The sequence below is a fragment of the Ruegeria sp. BC8 genome, from assembly GCF_056535705.1.
In genome coordinates, this window is record NZ_JBQFIV010000001.1 from 2903485 (window position 1) to 2922661 (window position 19177).

Below are 19177 nucleotides of genomic sequence, written 5' to 3' on the forward strand. Positions count from 1 at the left end.
GCCGGGCGGACCCGCAAGGCTTATTCCACCCAGCTGATCGCGGTCAGGTCGATGGCCGCCGTGGGCGCGTTTTCCCACAGTCCCTGAACCCCGGCCTTGGCCACGCCCAGCTTGGCCAGCTGGAACAGATAGGCGTTGACGTAATCCTCGGCGATCATGCGCTGCGCCTCGCCCAGCAGGCGGGTGCGTTCATCGGGATCGGTGGTCGCGTTCAGCGTCGCCATCAGGGCCTGGAAGTCCGGGTTGTCATATTGGAAGTAGTAATCCGGCCGGGCATAGATGCCGATGTCCATCGGCTCGGTATGGCTGACGATGGTCAGGGCGAAATCCTTGCCCTTGAACACGGTTTCCAGCCACTGCGCCCATTCCACGTTGATGATCTCGGCCTTGATCCCGACCTCGGCCAGCTGCGCGGCCACGATCTCGCCCCCGCGGCGGGCGTAGGAGGGCGGCGGCAGGTGCAGCGTAGTTTCGAACCCGTCTGCGAACCCGGCCTCGGCCAGCAGGGCGCGGGCCTTGTCCGGGTCATGCGCCGAATTGCCGGTCAGATCGACATAGGCCGGGTTGTGCGGTGCGAAATGCGTGCCGATCGGCGTGCCATAGCCGAACATCGCGCCGTCGATGATCGCTTGACGGTCGATCGCATGGGCCAGCGCCTGCCGCACCTGCACGTCGTCAAAGGGCGGCTTCTTGTTGTTGGTCGCCAGAATGGTCTCGCCCTCGGTCGAGCCGACAAGCACCTGGAACCTAGGATCAGCCTCGAACTGCGGCAGGTTCTCGGGGGCGGGAAAATTGTCGAACACGTCCACGTCCTCGGCCATCATCGCGGCAAAGGCGGCGGTGGGGTCCGAGATGAACTTGAACGTGGCCTTCTCCAGCGCGGGTTGGTCACCCCAGTAATCGGGGTTTCGCTCTAACGTGATGCGGTCGCCCTGGACCCATTCGGCGAACTTGTAGGCACCGGTGCCCACCGGGTTGGTCTTGATGCCCTCGATGCTTTCGGGCGCCACGATCACCGCGTCGCCCCAGGCCAGGTTGAACAGAAAATTGCCGTTGGGTTCCGCCAGAGTGATTCTGACGGTCAGCGGGTCCACGACCTCAACGCTTTCGATCCCGGCGAACAGGGCCTTCTGCGCATTGGCGCTGTCCTCGGCGGTGGCGCGGTCGAGGCTGAACTTCACGTCCTCGGCATCCATCGTGGTGCCATCGTGAAAGGTGACGCCATCGTGCAGCGTGAAGGTATAGACCTTTCCGTCCTCGGAAATCTCCCAGCTTTCGGCCAGCCCCGGCACGACCGAGCCATCGCCCATGAACCGGGTCAGCCCTTCGAACACGTTGGTGTAGACGACCGAATCGATGGCTTGTGCGGCGGCGCTGGTCGGGTCCAGATGCGGCGGCTCCAGCTGCATGGCGATTGTGATGTCCGACCGGGCCATGGCCTGCGAGGCGAGAAGCCCCACGCCCAGCGCCATGGCGCCGGCAAAGGTGCGAAAGAACGGCTTGGTCATGTAAATTCCCTCCCAGAATGTGCGGATGGGCGGCGGCTGACGCGGCCCTGACGGTAACAATGTCCCTGCAAACCTTGGGTCATTCAAGGAAATGTTCGCGCAACCGGGGTTTCTCTGGCCCCTGCCGATCTGCTATGCCGCGCTGCAACATGAACCCCGCGAGGAGCGAGCATGAGCGCCACCGCCCGCAAGACAGCCCCGAATGCCGAGGATATCCGCGCCCGCAAAGGGGGCGATCCGCTGGCCAGCCTGACCGCCTATACCACGCCGATGGCCCGGCTGATGGACCCCCATTGCGACTTCGTCCTGGTGGGCGACAGCGTCGGCATGGTGCTGCACGGGCTGAGCTCGACCCTGGGCGTGACGATGGAGATGATGATCCTGCACGGGCAGGCCGTGGCGCGCGGGCTGGAGACGGCGATGATGGTCATCGACATGCCCTTTGCCAGCTATGAAGAAAGCCCCGAGCAGGCCTTCCGCAACGCGGCCCGGCTTATGGCCGAGACCGGCGCGGGCGCGGTCAAGCTGGAAGGCGGGGTCGAGATGGCCGAGACGATCCGCTTTCTGGTCAAGCGCGGCATCCCGGTGATGGCGCATATCGGGCTGACGCCGCAATCGATCAACACGCTGGGCGGCTATAAGGTGCAGGGCCGCGACGAACAGGCCGAGACGGTGCTGGCCGACGCCCGCGCCGTGGCCGAGGCCGGGGCGTTTTCGGTCGTGCTCGAGAAGGTTCCGCAGGGTCTGGCCGACCGGATCACCGCCGAGCTGCCCATCCCTACCATCGGCATTGGAGCCTCGGCCGGCTGTGACGGTCAGATCCTGGTGGTTGACGACATGTTGGGCTTTTTCACGGCCTTCAAACCGAAATTCGTCAAACGCTATGCCGATCTAGGCCTGCTGGCCGAGGCCGCCATCGCCGAATACGCCGCCGAGGTGCGCGCCCGCACCTTCCCCGCGGCCGAGCATGTGTTTGCCGATCAGGCGCCCGCCAAGGGGGGCAAGGCATGACCGCGCCCATCCTGCGCACCCTTTCGGAGCTGCGCGCCAAGACCCGGGCCTGGCGCCGGGCGGGCCAGACCATCGGCGTGGTGCCCACCATGGGCGCGCTGCATCAGGGGCACCTGTCGCTGGCACAGGCGGCGCGGGCCGATTGCGACCGGGTGATCGTGACGATCTTCGTCAACCCCAAACAGTTCAACAACCCCGAGGATCTGGCCAAGTACCCCCGCACCGAGCAGGACGACGCGGCCAAGTTGGCACCGCTGGGGGTCGATGCGATCTATGTCCCAGACCCGGACCAGATCTATCCGGACGGGTTCGTCACCACGGTGTCCGTCGCCGGCCTGACCGACGTAATGGAGGGCGAATTCCGCCCCGGACATTTCGACGGCGTGGCAACCGTCGTGGCAAAACTGTTCCTGCAGACGCAGGCAGACAGAGCCTATTTCGGCGAAAAGGACTATCAGCAGTTGATGGTCGTGCAGCGCATGGCCCGCGATCTGGACATCCCGATCGAGGTGATCGGCTGCCCCACCGTGCGCGAGCCCTCGGGGCTGGCGATGTCCTCGCGCAATCTGCGCCTGTCGGACCAGGGGCTGGCGACCGGGGCGCGGATGCATGCGGTGATGCAGGACATGGCCGGGCAGCTGGCGCAGGGCGTCGCGTTCGCCGATCTGGTGGGGCCGGCCCGCGACACGTTGCTGGCGGCGGGCTTTTCCGAGGTGGAATATATCGACCTGCGCTGCGCCGAAACGCTTGCGCCGCTGACCGCCGCCACCCGCCCCGCGCGCCTGTTCGCCACCGCCTGGCTGGAAGGCGTGCGCCTGATCGACAATACCGACGTGCCTTTGGCCTGAAACTGGGGTCTGGAACGGCCCCGACCAATCGCCTAAGGTCCCCTGAAAATGACGACAGGGGGAGCACGGGCATGACCTATATTCTGGCAATCGATCAGGGCACCACGTCCTCGCGCGCGATCCTGTTCGACGCGCAGATGCAGCGCGTGGGCACCGCACAGCAGGAATTCACCCAGTATTTCCCGCAGGAAGGCTGGGTCGAGCACGACCCCGAGGAAATCTGGGACAGCGTCCTGAACGTCTGCCGGCAGGTGATGGACAAGGTGGGCGTCGCGGCCGACCAGATCGCCGGGATCGGCATCACCAACCAGCGCGAAACCACCGTGGTCTGGGACAAGACGACCGGCAAGGCCATCCACAACGCCATCGTCTGGCAGGACCGCCGCACCGCCGAAATCTGCCAGCGGTTCCGCGACGCGGGCTGCGAGGATGACGTGACCGCCCAGACCGGCCTGCTGCTCGACCCGTATTTCTCGGGTACCAAGGTCAAGTGGATACTGGACACCGTACCCGGCGCGCGCGACCGGGCCGAGGCGGGCGAGCTGCTGTTCGGCACCATCGACAGCTTCCTGATCTGGCGCCTGACCGAGGGCCGTGTCCACGCCACCGACGCCACCAATGCCGCACGCACCCTGCTGTTCGACATCCACAAGGGCAACTGGAGCGCCGAGATCTGCGATCTTCTGGACGTGCCGCTGTCGATGCTGCCCGAGGTGCGCGACTGCGCGGCCGATTTCGGCCAGACCGGCCTGTTCGGCGGAGCAATCCCGATTCTGGGCGTGGCCGGCGACCAGCAGGCCGCCACGATCGGGCAGGCCTGTTTCCAACCGGGGATGATGAAATCGACCTATGGCACGGGCTGTTTTGCGCTGCTGAACACCGGCACGCAGCCGGTGGAGTCGAAAAATCGCCTGCTGACCACCATCGCCTATCAGCTGGACGGTCAGCGGACCTATGCGCTGGAAGGCTCGATCTTCATCGCGGGCGCGGCGGTGCAGTGGTTGCGCGACGCGCTACGGATAATCGACTCGGCCCCGCAAAGCGGTGAACTGGCCGCGCAGGCCGACCCCAACCAGCATGTGGTTCTGGTGCCCGCCTTCACCGGGCTGGGCGCGCCCTATTGGAAGCCCGACTGTCGTGGCGCCATGTTCGGTCTGACCCGCAACTCGGGCCGGGCCGAGATCGCACGAGCCACGCTGGAGAGCATCGCCTTCCAGACCCGCGACCTGTGGCACGCGATGCAGGGCGACTGGGGCGCCGAGGCCGACGTGATCCTGCGGGTCGATGGCGGGATGAGCGCGTCCGACTGGGCGATGCAGGGTCTGTCGGACATTCTGGGCGCGCCGGTCGACCGGCCGGTGATGCAGGAAACCACGGCGCTAGGCGCGGCCTGGTTGGCGGGGATGAAGGCCGGGGTCTATCCCGATCAGGCCGGATTTGCCGACACCTGGGCGCTGGACCAACGGTTCGAACCGATCCTGCCCGAGGCTGACCGCGAGGCGGCCTATGCGCGCTGGAAACGGGCGGTGCAGGCCACCATGGCGTTCTGATCCATCCTGACCCACGGCGCAGCCCGGGTCAGCTGTGATCCTTCAACAGGCGCTGTTTCTGGCGCGACCAGTCGCGCTTGGCCTGGGTTTCGCGCTTGTCGTGGATCTTCTTGCCCTTGGCGATGCCGATCTTCAGCTTGGCCCGGCCCTTGTGGTTGAAATACAGCACCAGCGGCACCAAGGTCATGCCCTTGCGCTGCGTGGCGTTCCACAGGTTCGACAGCTCTTTGCGGGACACCAGCAGCTTGCGCCGGCGGCGCTCCTCGTGCTTGAACGCCTTGGCCTGCTCGTAGGGCGCGATGTAGCTGTTGATCAGCCACAGTTCGCCATCTTCGACCGCGGCATAGCTTTCGGCGATGTTGGCCCCGCCCGCGCGCAGAGACTTGACCTCGGACCCTTCCAGCACGATGCCGCACTCGATATCCTCTTCGATCGCGTAATCGAAGCGGGCCCGCCGGTTTTCGGCGATCACCTTGTAGTTGGGGTCTGACTTCTGCTTGGCCATGACGCCGTGATGTATGCGGCTTCGTCAGCCCTTGCAAGATGGGCGCGTCAGGATTTGGCCGAGATGATCAGGTCGGGGCCAAAGATCGTGTCTGCGTGGTTGTGCAGGTAGATCTTCAGCCACGGGGTGAACCGTTCGGGGTGACGGCGCACTTCGGCCAGCAGATCGTGGTAGTCGATCCAGCGGATCTCCATCACCTCGTCGGGATTGGGCTCGATCTTCAGCGGCCCACGCACATGCGCCAAGAACACGTCCACGACCTCGTTTTCGACCATCCCGTTGCCGACATCCGCATGATATTCCAGCCGGTGCCGGTATTCCGGATACAGGCCGGTAATGCCCAACTCCTCGCGCAGGCGGCGCACGGCGCAGTCCGAGGAGTTTTCGTCCCAGTCGGGATGGGTGCAACAGGTGTTCGCCCACAGGCCGGGCGTGTGATACTTGCCCAGCGCGCGGCGCTGCATCAGAATCTCGGTGCCCCGCACGACGAAGACCGAGACCGCCTTGTGCTTGAGCCCCTTTTCGTGGGCTTCCAGCTTGTCCACGGGTGTCAGCTCGCCATGAACCCAAGCCGGGATCATGATTCCCATCTGTCCTCTCCTGATGTGACTGCGTCGGTCTGGCGGCATCGGCGACCGGGCGCGATGCGCTGGCGGATTGGGCGCAGTGTTTTTTTGGTCTGCGACAAAACTGGCGATGATCGACGTTGCAATCAAGCGCACGAAAGGCCGCAGGGCTGCGGCCTTTTGTACTTGTTCCGATTTTTTGGCAAGTGCGGCTTATTCGGCCGAAACGCTCTGCAGATAGGCAAAGACGTCCTCGCCACCCTTCTTCAGCTTGAAGGTCATCTTCGACTTGGCCGAGGTTTCACCCAGGTAGTCCTTCAGGAACGCCTTGGGGTCCTGAACATAGGCAACAAAGCTTTCCTCGTCCCAGACCAGACCTTTTTCACCGGCCGCAACCAGGCTGTCGCCGTATTTGAAGCCTTCCTCTGCACCTGCGGCGCGGCCAGCGATACCGTACAGGTTCGGCCCGGTCTTGCCGCCCTTGACGATGGCTTCGCCGTCGGGCGTTGCGATCATGTGGCAGGACTTGCACTTGTTGAAGGTCTTGGCGCCGGCTTCGGCGTCGCCTTCGGCCAGGGCCGGCACAGCCAGCAGGCCGACGATGGCAGTCGCGATGATACGTTTCATTGGCGTTGCTCCGATATGAATTGGCTGCCCTTTAACCAGTATCAAACGCGCGCAGAGTCAATGCGCAATTTGACGCGCGGCGGCGACCTGACGCAGCCGAGAAGGTATATTTTCAAGGCGTATTTTGCAGATCCGACCAGCACGGCAACAGGTCGCCCGGCGCCGGTTTCGCATGGAATACCGCGCGTGCGATAGCACGGGCCAGGCACAGAGCCGCAGCGTGGCCCAGCAGGGCCAGATCGGCCTCGGCCGAAGGGATCCGTCCCGTGCTGACGCCAAACACCAGGTCACCGTCGCCCGGCGTGTGGGCGGGCAGGATGGCGCGGGCGATCCCGTCATGGGCGGCCACCGCCATGCGCTGGCACTGCGGTTTGCTCAGCGTCGCATCGGTGGCGACGATGGCGATGGTCGTGTTGGCCTTGTCGGGCGGGGGATGGCCCATCGCCCGGGCCTTGCGGCTGGGCGCGGGGTCCCCCAGACCGGACGCCGCATCCGGCCCCAGCCCGCCAAACTCGGCCCCGATCTCGAACGGGGCGGCCCAGAAATGCCGGTCGCCCGGGGTGGTGACGCTGCCCAGCGGGTTGGCCGCAACCAGCGCACCCACGGTCACGCCGCCAGGCAACGCCGCCGAGGCAGAGCCCAGCCCGCCCTTGCACATGGCCGTCAGCGCGCCGGTTCCGGCCCCGGCGCTGCCCAGATCGAACGTCTCCGCCGCGGCGTCAAATGCGGCGCGGCCCAAGGCGCGGTACGGGTTTTCACCCCACGCCTTGTCGCCGCCGTTCAGCAGGTCGAACAGAATCGCCCCGGGTACGATCGGCACCACAGCCGAGCCCACCTGAAACCCGCGTCCCAGTGCATGCAGCGCGTCCATCACGCCCGAACAGGCATCCAGCCCGAAGGCCGAGCCACCTGAAAGCACGATCGCATCCACCCGGTCGACGGTTTTGTCGGCCGACAGCAGATCGGTCTCGCGCGTGCCGGGGGCGCCCCCCATCACATGTACCGAGGCCCGCAGGGGCTGATCTCCGGTCAGGACGGTGACACCTGATTTCAGGGCCGCGTCCTGTGCATTGCCCACCAGCAGACCGGGCACGTCGGTGATCAGGTTTCTGGGTCCGGGGGTCATGCGGTTTCGTCCTTTTCTGCGGAAAAGCGCGCTGGCGCGCGCTGCCTCCGGCGGGGATATTTCGGGCCAGATGAAGGGGTGTTCAGATACAGCGGCCCCCGTCCACCTCAAGCGCGGCACCGGTGATCATGCTGGCCTCGTCCGAGCACAGGAAACAGGCGGCGTTGCCCATGTCCTGCGGGGTCGAGAACCGGCCCAACGGGATGGTCGACAGGAACTTGGCGCGAATTTCGGGCGTGTCCTCGCCCATGAAGGATTTCAGCAGGGGCGTTTCCCCCGCTACCGGGCAGATCGCGTTCACGCGGACACCGGAGGGGGCCAGTTCGACCGCCATCGTCTTGGTCGCGGTGATCATCCAGCCCTTGGAGGCGTTGTACCAGTTCAGATTCGGGCGCGGCGACAATCCGGCGGTCGAGGCGACGTTCAGGATCGCCCCCGCCCCGCGCGATTTCATATGTGGCACCAGCGCCCGCGCAGTCAGAAAGACCGACTTCATGTTCACGCGATAGACGCGGTCGAAGTCTTCTTCGCTGACCTCCTCCAGCGGCGTCGGCAGGTGGGTCACACCGGCATTGTTCACCAAAATGTCCAGATGGCCGTAAAGTCTCAGCGCCGCATCCGCCATCGCCTGGACCGAGTCGCCGTCGGAGACATCCACCTGGCAGTGGTCGGCCAGAGGGCCCAGCGTCGCCGCCATGTGACGCGCGGCATCCCCGTTGATGTCGGCGATCATCACCCGTGCGCCCTCGGACAGGAATTTCTGTACGATCCCGGCCCCGAACCCGGATGCGCCACCGGTCACGATTGCGGTTTTTCCCTCCAGCCTCATAGCCTTGCCTCCCTGCCGCCTGTCGTCGTCAGACTAGCAACGGCAGGGAAAGATACCAGATCAATCTTCCGCCACCTTGCCGCGCAGCGCCTTGACGTCGGACCGGGCCTTTTTCGCCGCCAGCCGGCGCTTGACCGAGCCATAGGTGGGTTTCGTGGCGATCCGCCGCTTGGGTTTGACCAGCGCCTTGCCGATCAGCTCTGCCAGACGGGCGCGGGCGATCTCGCGGTTGCGGGCCTGGCTGCGGGTCTCGTCGCATTGGATGATGATCGCGCCATCCTTGGTCCAGCGCCGCCCGGCCAGCCGTTTCAGCCGCGCCTTGACCGGATCGGGCAGCGAGGGCGAGCGCGCCGCCTCGAAGCGCAGCTCGACCGCGGTCGAGACCTTGTTCACGTTCTGCCCGCCGGGACCCGAAGCGCGGATGAAGCTCTCGGTCATTTCCCAATCGTGCAGGGTGATATCGTCGGTGATGCGCAACATGGGCGCGACCTTACAGGCGCCACCCGGAAACAGAAAGGGCCGCCCCGGCGGGACGGCCCTTCGAAAGTTCAGGAGGTCGGGTCGGTTAGATCAATCGACCAGCCGGAGCGCGCGCTCCGCCAAGGGCTGCCCTAGCAGGCGGTCCCCCCGGTTGTTCCGACACCTCTCTCCAATCTCTTTCTCGACACTGGATCACCTCCTTTTCTATCTGTTGCGGTTGAAAAGAAGCGTGACACAAGATGCGCCATTCTCAAAGCACTTTTTTTACGCAGGCTGTGCAGCGGTCAATCGCGCAACGATCACCTTGAAGGGGATCAGTGCGACCAAGGCCAGCGACAGCTTCACCAGCCAGTCGGCAAAGGCCAGCGTCACCCACAGGGGCGCCTCGGGGCCCGACAGCATGAAGGGCACGGGCTCCCACGCCCAGTTGATGGCCGCATCCGCATCGGCACCGAAAACGGTCACCGAAGCCGAGAACGCGATGGTGAAGAAGATCGCGGTATCCAGTGCCGATCCGACCAGCGTGGACACCAGCGGCGCGCGCCACCAGCGACCTTTGCGCAACGCATTGAACACGGTGACGTCGGTCAGCTGCGCGATCAGGAACGCGGTTCCCGAAGCCACGGCGATGCGCAGCGGCACGGCGGCGTAGGTGAAGCCGTCGCCCTGCAGCATGATCTGGCTGCCGATCAGCGAGCAGATCACGCCGGTGACGAAGCCGGCAAACACGACCTTGCGGGCCGGGCCCACGCCATAGACGCGGTTCATGATGTCGGTGACCAGAAAGGCCAGCGGATAGGTGAAGGCACCCCAGGTCAGCAGCCCGTCAAAGATCAGGAACTGGACCAGGATGTTCGAGGCCACGACGATGGCGGCCATGGCAAGAATGCCGGGGATAAAGTTGCGTTGCATGTTCTGATGCCCGTTTTGACAAGGTAGCGGCGACTTGGCCAAGGGACCGTCCCAAGGCAAGCCGCGCTTCTAGACCCGGGATCGGCCCGTGTCAATCCGGCAGCAGATACTCGACCAGTTCGGTACGTTGCAGCGCCAGAAAGTTGTCGTCCGAGACCATCGTGGCCCGCAACCGCCCCTCCCCGTCGCGCCAGACCGACAGCCCCTCGAGGTTGTCATGGGTTCCGGTTCCGGTCTGGAACAGGATTTCCTCGGCCGAAGGAGTATCACCCTCGATCTGCCACCGACGCAGACGCGACCGGAACCCGGTCAGCGAGACCGCGCGTTCCAGCACGTAGAACCGCCCGTCCGGGCCGAAATCGGCCGCTACGGGCAGAAAACCGTCCCGCTGCGTCAGGACGAAGGGCGTGGACCAGGCGCGCCCGTTCCAGCGATAGACCGGAATGTCGCCATTTGCCGTGCGGCTTTTCTCGGGCAACGTGTACAGGCGGCCCTGCGCGTCGATGGCCAGCCCCTCGAACGAACCATTCTGGTCGAGCGCGTCAAAGGCCTTGGGGCGCGGCAGCACCTGCGCATGGGCACCGGGCGCGGCATACCGGGCCACGCGATGCACGCCTTCGAACGAGATGTAGAAGCTGCCGTCAGGCGCCAGCGCCAGCCCCTCGGAGTCACCCGAGCTGCCGGGCATGATCCGTCCCCGGCTGGACAGAACCGGCCAGTGGCCAACAATACGGATGCCGACAATCTCATCGCCATCCCGGTCGATGCGGACCGATGCCAGGGTGGAGCGGTCGCTCAGCACCCATGCGTGCTGCCCGTCATCCGAGACATGGATGGCGGAAAACCCGCCGAACCAGTCATGGCCGGCGCGCCATGCAAAGCTGCCCAGATATTCGGCCGATTTGACTTCGACCGCCCAGGCGGAACCGGCCAGAAACAGGCTGGCGATCAGTTGGACTGCAAGACGGCGGCGCATTGCTGGGGCAGATCCGCCAGAACATACTCACGCCGTTTCTTCGGAGGCGGCGCGTTGGGGTCGGGCGGCGGCGGGTTCAGGATGTTGCGCACCCACTGTTCGGCCTCGGCGCAGCCGTCACCCTTGGGCGGCGGATCCTGATTGACGCACCCGCGCGAGCCGCGCGGGCAGTTCAGCCGGACGTGGAAGTGATAATGATGCCCCCACCAGGGCCGGATCTTGCGCAGATAGGCACGGTTGCCCTTCTCTTCCTTGCACATCTGCACCTTGGCGCCCGGAAACACGAAGATGCGGGCCACGCGTTTGTCCTTGGCCGCCTCGCGCAGGATGGCGTGGTGCTGTTTCGTCCAGTTGCCGTTCACATAGGCGCCGTTCGAGCGCCGCAAGGAGATCGACGAGATGTTCTCGCGCGCCTTGCGCGACAGGCGCATGTTGTCACCGGGCAGCATCCAGATGTCGATGTCCAAGCCAAGCTGGTGGCTGCGGTGGCCCGAAGTCATAGGCCCGCCCCGCGGCTGGCTGATATCCCCGATGTAAAGCCCGTTCCACCCCGGTTGCTTTGCCGCAAAACGGCTGAGGTCCTGCACGAAGTCGATGGACTGCGGGTGGCCCCAGTTGCGGTTGCGCGACAGACGCATCGCCTGCCAGGTGGGTCCGGTCTCGGGCAGTTGCACCGATCCGGCGGCGCATCCGCGCGAATAACTGCCGAAAGCGGCCGGTTTTTGTTGCGAACTGTCCTTCTGAGCCCCGAACAACTGCTTGGCCAGCGGTTGAGCCCCAGCCGCCCCGGCCAGCGCAATTCCCGCCAAAAGTACCAAAAAACGTAATGAAATCATCTGCTCTGATCCCCTTCCGGTTTGACCCAGCGCATTAGGAACAATCCCAGAATAAACAACCCGACGATCGGAGACACCCCCAACCGAGCGCTGCCGGTCGCGGTTGTTGCAATTCCGATCAGCAAAGGCGCGGCAAAAGCGGTGGCGCGGCCCGACAGACCATAGAGGCCAAAGCTCTCGACCGGGGCGGCCGGGTCGGTGTGGCGCACCATCAACGAACGGCTGGCCGATTGCAGAATGCCCCCCATCCCGCCGATCAGGATGCCGCAGCCAAAGAACACCATGTCCGGCAGGCCCGACCCTTGGGGCAGGGCGATGCCGAAGATCTGCGTCCGGTCCATCGACACGATGGTGGTGCAGACCAGGATCAGAACCCAGATCGCGGTCAGGATCACCGGCTTGGGGCCGAATTTCCGGTCCAGCTTGCCGCCGATCCAGGCGAAGACTGCCGAAGCCAGCACGCTGATGATGCCGAAGACGCCAATCTTGATCAGGTCCCATTCCAACACCAGCCGCGCATAGACGCCGCCGAAACTGTACAGCCCGTTCAGGGCGTCCCGGTAGAACATCGATGACCCCAGATAGCTGGCAAGGCTGACCCGGTGCCGCAAGGCAGCCACGGATTTGCCCAGCAGGCTCAGCGCCTCGGATACGCTGCCCTTTTTGTCGGCGGCGGGATCGTCGCGCACCCACAGGAAATACGGGACCATGAACAGGATGAACCACCCGGCGGTGAACGGCCCCACGAAACGCGTGCCTTCGCGCGTGCCGGCGTCCAGACCGAACAGCGGCTCCATCCCGATCAGCGTCTTGCCGTTGGGCTGCTCGACGAACAGCGCCAGCATGATCGCCAAGGAAATCAGCCCGCCGAAATAGCCGAAGGCAAAGCCCGAGCCCGAGATCTCGCCCACCTCATCGTCGTCCCCCAGATCGGGCAGTTGCGAGTTGATGAAGATCAGCGCGTATTCGGCCCCCACGAAGCCCAGACCGAAGGCCGACAGCATCAGCCACATGTTCGACCCGTCCGGCAGCGTGAACCACAGCGCCGCGGAGCCCACGGCATACATCACCGAAAAGGCAAAGATCCACGGGATGCGCCGCCCCGAGACATCGGCCATCGCCCCCAAGAGCGGCGCGCCGAAAGCGATGATCAGACCGGTGATCGTCAGGCAGTTGGCCCAGACCGTCTGCGCCTGCGCGGCGGCAGCTTCGGCATCCATCCCGGCGGTTGCGTAATATTCAGCCGCAACACCGGCGAAATACGGGCCAAAGACAAAGGTCACCAACAGGGTGTGATACGGCTGGCTGGCCCAGTCGAAAAACCACCAGCCCCAGATGCGCCTGCGCTTGGAAATCTCTGCCATCTCTGCCCCTTGCCTGCTTTTGATTTCATAAGACGGGCCTTTGGGCCATTTCGCAAGCGTTCTGTGACTGCGGGCTTGCCTATTGCCGCTTGGGCACTTAGGTCTCAGGCCGTACGGAAAACGAGGTGCTCATGCTGTCGCTGATCCAAATCCTGCTGCTGATCCTGGACATCGTCTGGTTCATCATCCTGGCCCATGTGATCATGAGCTGGCTGATCAACTTCCAGGTCCTGAACCTGCATCAACAGCTGGTCGCCCAGATCTGGTACGGCCTGAACCGCCTGCTCGAGCCGATATACGGCCCGATCCGCCGCATTCTGCCCAACATGGGCGGTCTGGACCTGACGCCTCTGGTGGTGCTGATCGGGGTCTATGCGCTGCGGATCATCCTTATCAACAACGCGGTCTATTTCTACTGACCTCTTGTTCCCCGATTCCGACTGTGTGATTGTCCGTTCAAGAGCAGTCAAATCTTGAAACAGGGCACCCCCGCACATGTTCGACGCCGCGCCTCTGCTGCGAGATGTCTTTGGATTCGATGAGTTCCGCCCCGGGCAGGAAGAGATCGTCGATGCCGTGACCGCCGGCGAGAACGTGCTGGCCATCATGCCCACCGGGGGCGGCAAATCCCTGTGTTTCCAACTGCCTGCCCTGCTGCGCGACGGCGTCACGGTGGTGATCTCGCCGCTGATCGCCCTGATGCGCGACCAGGTGCGGGGGCTGCAAGAGGCCGGGGTCGAGGCCGGCGCGCTGACCTCGGGCAACACGCCCGAGGAAACCGATGCCGTGTGGGAGGCGCTCGAGGCCGGGCGGCTGAAACTGCTGTACATGGCGCCCGAACGGCTGGCGGCGGGCTCGGCGCTGGGCATGCTGCGGCGGATCAACGTCAGCCTGATCGCTGTGGACGAGGCGCATTGCGTCAGCCAGTGGGGCCATGATTTCCGCCCCGACTATCTGCGGATCGGAGAGCTGCGGCGCGCGCTGAACGTGCCACTGGCCGCCTTCACCGCCACGGCGGATGGGGAAACCCAGGACGAAATCGTCGAGAAACTGTTCGACGGCACGCCCCCGCGCAAGTTCCTGCGTGGCTTCGACCGCCCGAACATCCACCTGGCCTTTGCCGCCAAGGACAGCCCGCGCAAGCAGATCCTGGATTTCGCCGATGCCCGCCGGGGCCAGTCGGGGATCGTCTATTGCGGCACCCGCAACAAGACCGAAGTGCTGGCGCAGGCGCTGCGCGAACAGGGCCACAGCGCCTGCCACTATCACGGCGGGATGGAGGCCGAGGACCGCCGCATCGTCGAAACCCGTTTCGCGCGCGAGGACGGGCTGATCGTGGTGGCCACCGTGGCCTTTGGCATGGGCATCGACAAACCCGACATTCGCTGGGTCGCCCATGCGGACCTGCCAAAATCGATCGAGGCCTATTACCAGGAAATCGGTCGCGCCGGCCGCGACGGTGGGCCGGCGGAAACCCTGACCCTGTTCGGCCCCGACGACATCCGCCTGCGCCGCAGCCAGATCGACGAGGGGTTGGCCCCGCCCGAACGCCGCGCCGCCGACCATGCCCGTCTGAACGCGCTGCTGGGTCTGGCCGAGGCGTTGCATTGCCGCCGCCAGACTCTGCTGGGCTATTTCGGGGAAGAGGCCCAGCCCTGCGGCAAATGCGACCTGTGCGACAGCCCGCCCGAGCTGTTCGACGGCACCACCCCGGTGCGCATGGCCCTGTCGGCGATCCTGCGCACCGAGGAATGGTTCGGTTCGGGCCACCTGATCGACATCCTTCTGGGCAACGACACCGACAAGATCCGCGCCCGGCGGCATGACGAATTGCCCACCTACGGCATCGGCAAGGACTGGTCGCGCCCGCAATGGCAGGCGATCTTCCGGCAGATGATGGGCCATGACCTGGTCCGCCCCGACCCTGAACGCCACGGCGCCCTGCGCATGACCGAGGCCGCCAAGCCGATCCTGAAGGGCGAGGCGCAGATCACCCTGCGCAAGGACACGCTGCGCAAGGCCACCCGGCGGCCCGCGGTCAAGATGATGGTCTCGGAAGAGGATGCGCCCCTGCTGTCGGCGCTCAAGGCCAAGCGCCGCGCCCTGGCCGAGGCCGCCCGTGTGCCCGCCTATGTCATCTTCCCCGACCGCACGCTGATCGAGATGGCGGAAAAACGCCCCATGACCCTGGACGAGATGGCCCGGATCGGCGGCGTGGGCGCGAAAAAGCTGGACCGATACGGCGACACCTTCCTCGAGGTGATCGCGGGCGAGGCGCAGGCGCCGCATCCGGCGCGCCGGAAGCTGGCCGGGCGCGAACAGGGCGATATCTACGACCGTCTGCTCGAGGTGCAGGCGCAGCTGGCCCGAGGACCGGACGGGATCGACAAACCGCTGAGCTGTTCGGCCTCGCAACTGGCCAAGGTGGCGCAGATGCGCCCCAAAGACGAACGCGCGTTGGAGCAGATCCTGGGCGACCGCCGCGCCGAACGTTTCGCGGCCGCCTTTCTGGACGTGCTGCGCGCGGCGGGCTAGGTATCGACGGGCAGGCACGAACACGGGGGCAGACATGCTGGTGGTGATCTCTCCGGCCAAACGGCTGGACTGGGCAGAGCGGGACGTGGCACCGACCCGGCCCGATTTTCAGGACGACGCGATCCGGTTGGCGAAGACCGCGCGCAACCTGACACTGGGGGATCTGAAAAGGCTTATGAGCCTCAGCGACGATCTGGCCCGACTGAACCGTGACCGGTTCCGCGCCTTTGCCGACGCGCCGCAGCCCGAGGCCACCCGCCCAGCCGCGCTGGCCTTTGCCGGCGACACCTATCAGGGGCTCGAGGCCGCTTCGCTGGACGTCGACGAACTGGCCTGGGCGCAGAACCATCTGCGCATCCTGTCGGGGCTTTATGGCCTGTTGCGCCCGCTGGACGCCATTCAGCCCTATCGGCTGGAAATGGGCAGCCGGCTGAAGACCCGACGCGGCACGTCCTTGTACGACTATTGGCGCGACCAGCTGAGCAAGGCGCTGAATGCGCAGGCCGACGAGATCGGCACCGGTACGCTGGTGAACTGCGCCAGCCAGGAGTATTTCGGCGCGGTGACCCCCAAGGCGCTGAAACTGCGGGTCATCACCCCTGTCTTCATGGAGGACAAGGACGGCGCACCGAAGATCGTCAGCTTCTTCGCCAAAAAGGCTCGCGGCTCGATGGCGCGGTACATCATCCAGCACCGGCTGACCGACCCTGCGGGCCTGCGGGATTTCGACACCGGCGGCTATGTGTACCGGCCTGATTTGTCGGAACCGGACAAACCGGTATTCGTGCGCCCCTATCAAGCCTGATCCAGCATCGAGGCATCATACGCCACCAATTCGACCGTGTTGCCCTCGGGGTCCGTGGTAAATACGCCGCGCCAACCGATCCAGCCGAACCGTTCGACGCGATAGGGCTGGCCGATTTGATCATACCAGCGCATGACGGCCTCCTGTTCCGCAAAAGGAAGAGACAAGGCGATATGGTGCAGCGACGATTGCGCCCCGGTCATGGGTTTGTCGGCACCGGTGGGGTGCAAGCCCGGCCGCGGCGCCGCCTCATGGTGAAACAGCGCCAGAACCTGTGTGTGTCCTTCGAACCCTTCCGCAATCCGAAAGAACGTTATGGCGCTGTCATGACCGCCATGCAGGCGGGTCAGCCCGATGACGTTTTCATAGAAATCGACCATCGCTGCCATGTCGGCGCAGCGTATTGCTATTTCACCCAAAGCGCGGGGGCGAAAACCTCGTTCCTGTGACATAGCGCCAGCCTAGACCGCACCGGCCGGCGCGACAATGACGGGTTGCGCATCCGTCGGGCAGTTGGACTGGATCATCTCGCAAATCAGCTTCTTCTGAAGCGGTTTCGTCAGGTAGTGATCCAGCCCGGCCGCTAGGATGCTGTGCTCGTCACCCGCCAAGGCATGAGCGGTCAGCGCCACGATCGGCACATGCTGCCCTGTGCCGATTTCGCGTCTACGGATCTCACCCGTGGCCTGCTTTCCGTCCATCTTGGGCATCGAGATGTCCATGAGGATCAGGTCAGGGGCGAATTCCGCAAAGGCTTCGACAGCATCAAGCCCGTTGGCCACCAGCTTGAGGTCTATGTTCAGATCCTTGGTCATCTTGCTCAGGATCAACTGGTTGGTGCGATTGTCCTCGGCGGCCAGAACCCGCATCTTGCGCAGCTTCGTGTCTCCGCCGGGCGATTGGGCCGGTTCCGCGCGGCAGGGCGGGGAAACAGGCGCAGGCAACACAGCCGCGCCCAGCGCCTGAAGCCGTGAGAACAGCTCGGCCCGTGGGATCGGTTTCTGAACCACCCCTTGTATCAGCCGATGGTTCGGATCGGCGTGCACGATGGCCGGGTTTACGGACATCAGCACGATCGGAACGTCGGACCAGCCTCGCTTGCGCAGAGTTTCCGCCAAATCCAGCCCGTCCATGTCAGGCAGATCGTGATCGCAAAGGATCAGGTCGATCGACGCTTCCACCGCCCTCAGCGCTTCGGTGCCTGTGGCGCAAACCGTCACCTCGGCCCCCAAACGCCGCAGCTGCTTGTTCAGAATGGCCCGATTGACCGCCAGATCCTCGACCACGAGGACATGTTTCAGCCTGTCCGCCAAGGCAGGCGGAGCCGGTTGAGGGCCTTCGGCGGTGGGCAGTGTGATCCGGAACCCAAAGCACGATCCCTTGCCGGCCTCGCTCTCGACCCAGATCGAGCCACCCATCAAGGTAATCAGGCGTTTGGTGATGGCCAGACCAAGGCCAGTGCCGTCAAAGGCGCGGGTCTTTTCGTTTTCAACCTGATTGAACTCGCCGAAGATGTGCTCGATCTTGTCCGCTTCGATGCCGATTCCGGTGTCTTCGATCGCAATGTGGATGTCGCAGGTCTTCTGATCGGCATGCGGTACTCCGGTGACCCGGATCAGAACATGGCCCTGGGCGGTGAATTTGACCGCGTTGCCCACCAGATTGGTCAGCACCTGACGCACCCGGCCTGGATCGCCCACGAACAGCGTCGGCAGGAACAGGTCATAGTCGACCAGCAAGGTCAGCCCCTTGTCGCGCACCGTGGGCTGCAGCAGCATCGCAACTTCGAGGATGCAACGTTCAAGATCGAAATCCTCCGGATGCAGCACAAGCTTGTCCGCTTCGATCTTGGAATAGTCCAGAACGTCATTGATGATGACCAGCAGCGCGTCCCCCGAATTGCGGATCGTATCGACATAAAGCCTCTGCTCCTCATTCAGAGGGGTTTCCGACAGCAGGTCGGTCATCCCGACGATGCCATTCATCGGGGTCCGGATCTCATGGCTCATATTGGCAAGGAAAGCCGACTTGGCCCGGTTGGCGGCCTCGGCCTTTTCGCGCGCGGCTTGCAGTTGCGCCTCATGCTGGACCGAGGCCGTGATGTTCAGGGCCAGACTGACCACATCGCCGCCCTGCCCGCGCTGGTCGATCAGCTTGATATATTGCCCATTCCACAGCTGGATCACTTCGGGCGGCGGGTTGATCCGGGTCCAGCGGCGCATCATGCGGGTTTTCCACGCCTCGGCCGGTTCCGACCCGATATCGATGATGCCCTCTGTGGTCAGCAGATCAAGAATGCGGGGGTATGAAATCCCGGGCGCGACCTCATCCAGTCCTTCGAATACGCTCAGATAGGCCGTATTTGCGCTGATCAACCGATCACTGCCGTCGAAGAAGGCGAAACCGTCCTGGATCGTCTGGATCGAGTGCCAGAGGCGGCGTTCGGCCACTTCGATCTTGGCATTTGCAACGGTCAGGTCCGATTTGACCTTTTCATTCTCGCCACGCACGGTTTCGACCTCGGCCTCGGTCTCGCCGATACGTTTGGTCAGGGCCATCGCATATTCGCCCAGCTTGCGATTGGCCTCGGACAGTTCACTTTGCTTAAGTGCAAGCATGCGTTCGGCGGCCAGACGCGCCCGCCGTTCCTGTGCCAGTTTTTCTGCAAGACTCATGGTCATCTTCCCGGTCGGTTCGGG

19 protein-coding genes are annotated in these 19177 nt (G+C 64.4%); 6 read left to right on the top strand and 13 right to left on the bottom strand.

Annotated elements, in window-relative coordinates:
• Positions 1 to 20: 20 nt before the first annotated feature.
• Positions 21 to 1508 (bottom strand): ABC transporter substrate-binding protein, encoded by a 1488-nt coding sequence (locus ACR3EK_RS14675; RefSeq protein WP_480633754.1) that lies wholly within the window; start codon positions 1506 to 1508, stop codon positions 21 to 23.
• 171 nt (positions 1509 to 1679) lie between these two features.
• On the opposite strand from ACR3EK_RS14675, the gene panB reads away from it, so the two are divergent.
• The 3 genes from panB (at position 1680) to glpK (ending at position 4917) form a co-directional block, all read left to right on the top strand.
• Positions 1680 to 2519: a 3-methyl-2-oxobutanoate hydroxymethyltransferase gene (gene panB / locus ACR3EK_RS14680; protein WP_480633755.1), complete on the top strand. Its 840-nt coding sequence runs from the start codon at positions 1680 to 1682 to the stop codon at positions 2517 to 2519.
• Positions 2516 to 3367, top strand: a complete 852-nt coding sequence (gene panC, locus ACR3EK_RS14685; RefSeq protein ID WP_480633756.1) for a pantoate--beta-alanine ligase — start codon at positions 2516 to 2518, stop codon at positions 3365 to 3367. Before panB ends, panC begins: the two co-directional genes overlap by 4 nt.
• A gap of 71 nt (positions 3368 to 3438) precedes the next feature.
• A complete protein-coding gene (gene glpK / locus ACR3EK_RS14690) occupies positions 3439 to 4917 on the top strand; it encodes a glycerol kinase GlpK (protein ID WP_480633757.1) in 1479 nt (492 codons plus the stop codon).
• A gap of 28 nt (positions 4918 to 4945) precedes the next feature.
• Here glpK and smpB read toward each other — a convergent pair whose 3' ends face one another.
• From smpB to ACR3EK_RS14740, 10 genes are all read right to left on the bottom strand, one after another.
• Positions 4946 to 5422 (bottom strand): SsrA-binding protein SmpB, encoded by a 477-nt coding sequence (gene smpB / locus ACR3EK_RS14695; protein ID WP_480633758.1) that lies wholly within the window; start codon positions 5420 to 5422, stop codon positions 4946 to 4948.
• 47 nt (positions 5423 to 5469) lie between these two features.
• On the bottom strand, positions 5470 to 6012 hold the full coding sequence (idi, locus tag ACR3EK_RS14700) for an isopentenyl-diphosphate Delta-isomerase (RefSeq protein WP_093964071.1): 543 nt from the start codon (positions 6010 to 6012) through the stop codon (positions 5470 to 5472).
• 189 nt (positions 6013 to 6201) lie between these two features.
• Positions 6202 to 6615 carry a c-type cytochrome gene (locus ACR3EK_RS14705; protein WP_170341868.1) on the bottom strand — a complete coding sequence of 138 codons (414 nt, stop codon included), beginning with the start codon at positions 6613 to 6615 and terminating at the stop codon, positions 6202 to 6204.
• A 112-nt stretch (positions 6616 to 6727) separates the two neighbouring features.
• On the bottom strand, positions 6728 to 7741 hold the full coding sequence (locus ACR3EK_RS14710) for a P1 family peptidase (protein ID WP_480633759.1): 1014 nt from the start codon (positions 7739 to 7741) through the stop codon (positions 6728 to 6730).
• 82 nt (positions 7742 to 7823) lie between these two features.
• Positions 7824 to 8570 (bottom strand): SDR family oxidoreductase, encoded by a 747-nt coding sequence (locus tag ACR3EK_RS14715; protein ID WP_170440010.1) that lies wholly within the window; start codon positions 8568 to 8570, stop codon positions 7824 to 7826.
• Positions 8571 to 8630: 60 nt separating this feature from the next.
• Positions 8631 to 9050, bottom strand: a complete 420-nt coding sequence (gene arfB, locus ACR3EK_RS14720) for an alternative ribosome rescue aminoacyl-tRNA hydrolase ArfB (protein ID WP_005980088.1) — start codon at positions 9048 to 9050, stop codon at positions 8631 to 8633.
• 264 nt (positions 9051 to 9314) lie between these two features.
• Positions 9315 to 9962, bottom strand: a complete 648-nt coding sequence (locus ACR3EK_RS14725; RefSeq protein WP_480633760.1) for a queuosine precursor transporter — start codon at positions 9960 to 9962, stop codon at positions 9315 to 9317.
• Positions 9963 to 10053: 91 nt separating this feature from the next.
• Positions 10054 to 10938, bottom strand: coding sequence for an esterase-like activity of phytase family protein (locus tag ACR3EK_RS14730; RefSeq protein ID WP_480633761.1), 885 nt, complete (start codon positions 10936 to 10938; stop codon positions 10054 to 10056).
• Entirely contained in the window at positions 10911 to 11774 is an 864-nt protein-coding gene (gene mepA, locus ACR3EK_RS14735; protein ID WP_170582416.1) for a penicillin-insensitive murein endopeptidase, read from the bottom strand. The genes ACR3EK_RS14730 and mepA overlap by 28 nt, the downstream gene beginning before the upstream one ends.
• Positions 11771 to 13138: an MFS transporter gene (locus tag ACR3EK_RS14740; RefSeq protein ID WP_170444000.1), complete on the bottom strand. Its 1368-nt coding sequence runs from the start codon at positions 13136 to 13138 to the stop codon at positions 11771 to 11773. The genes mepA and ACR3EK_RS14740 overlap by 4 nt, the downstream gene beginning before the upstream one ends.
• Positions 13139 to 13269: 131 nt before the next feature.
• On the opposite strand from ACR3EK_RS14740, the gene ACR3EK_RS14745 reads away from it, so the two are divergent.
• The 3 genes from ACR3EK_RS14745 to yaaA all read left to right on the top strand — a co-directional run bounded on the left by ACR3EK_RS14745 (position 13270) and on the right by yaaA (position 16478).
• Entirely contained in the window at positions 13270 to 13557 is a 288-nt protein-coding gene (locus ACR3EK_RS14745) for a YggT family protein (protein ID WP_005980077.1), read from the top strand.
• A gap of 76 nt (positions 13558 to 13633) precedes the next feature.
• Positions 13634 to 15673, top strand: a complete 2040-nt coding sequence (gene recQ / locus ACR3EK_RS14750; RefSeq protein ID WP_480633762.1) for a DNA helicase RecQ — start codon at positions 13634 to 13636, stop codon at positions 15671 to 15673.
• A 34-nt stretch (positions 15674 to 15707) separates the two neighbouring features.
• Positions 15708 to 16478, top strand: coding sequence for a peroxide stress protein YaaA (yaaA, locus tag ACR3EK_RS14755; protein ID WP_480633763.1), 771 nt, complete (start codon positions 15708 to 15710; stop codon positions 16476 to 16478).
• Here yaaA and ACR3EK_RS14760 read toward each other — a convergent pair.
• Together ACR3EK_RS14760 and ACR3EK_RS14765 are read right to left on the bottom strand one after the other, a co-directional pair.
• Positions 16469 to 16930, bottom strand: a complete 462-nt coding sequence (locus ACR3EK_RS14760; protein ID WP_480633764.1) for a VOC family protein — start codon at positions 16928 to 16930, stop codon at positions 16469 to 16471. The two genes, yaaA and ACR3EK_RS14760, sit on opposite strands and share 10 nt — an antisense overlap.
• A gap of 9 nt (positions 16931 to 16939) precedes the next feature.
• The gene (locus ACR3EK_RS14765) at positions 16940 to 19153 is read right to left on the bottom strand and encodes a response regulator (protein WP_480633765.1); all 2214 of its coding nucleotides are present in this window, start codon (positions 19151 to 19153) and stop codon (positions 16940 to 16942) included.
• Positions 19154 to 19177: the final 24 nt, after the last annotated feature.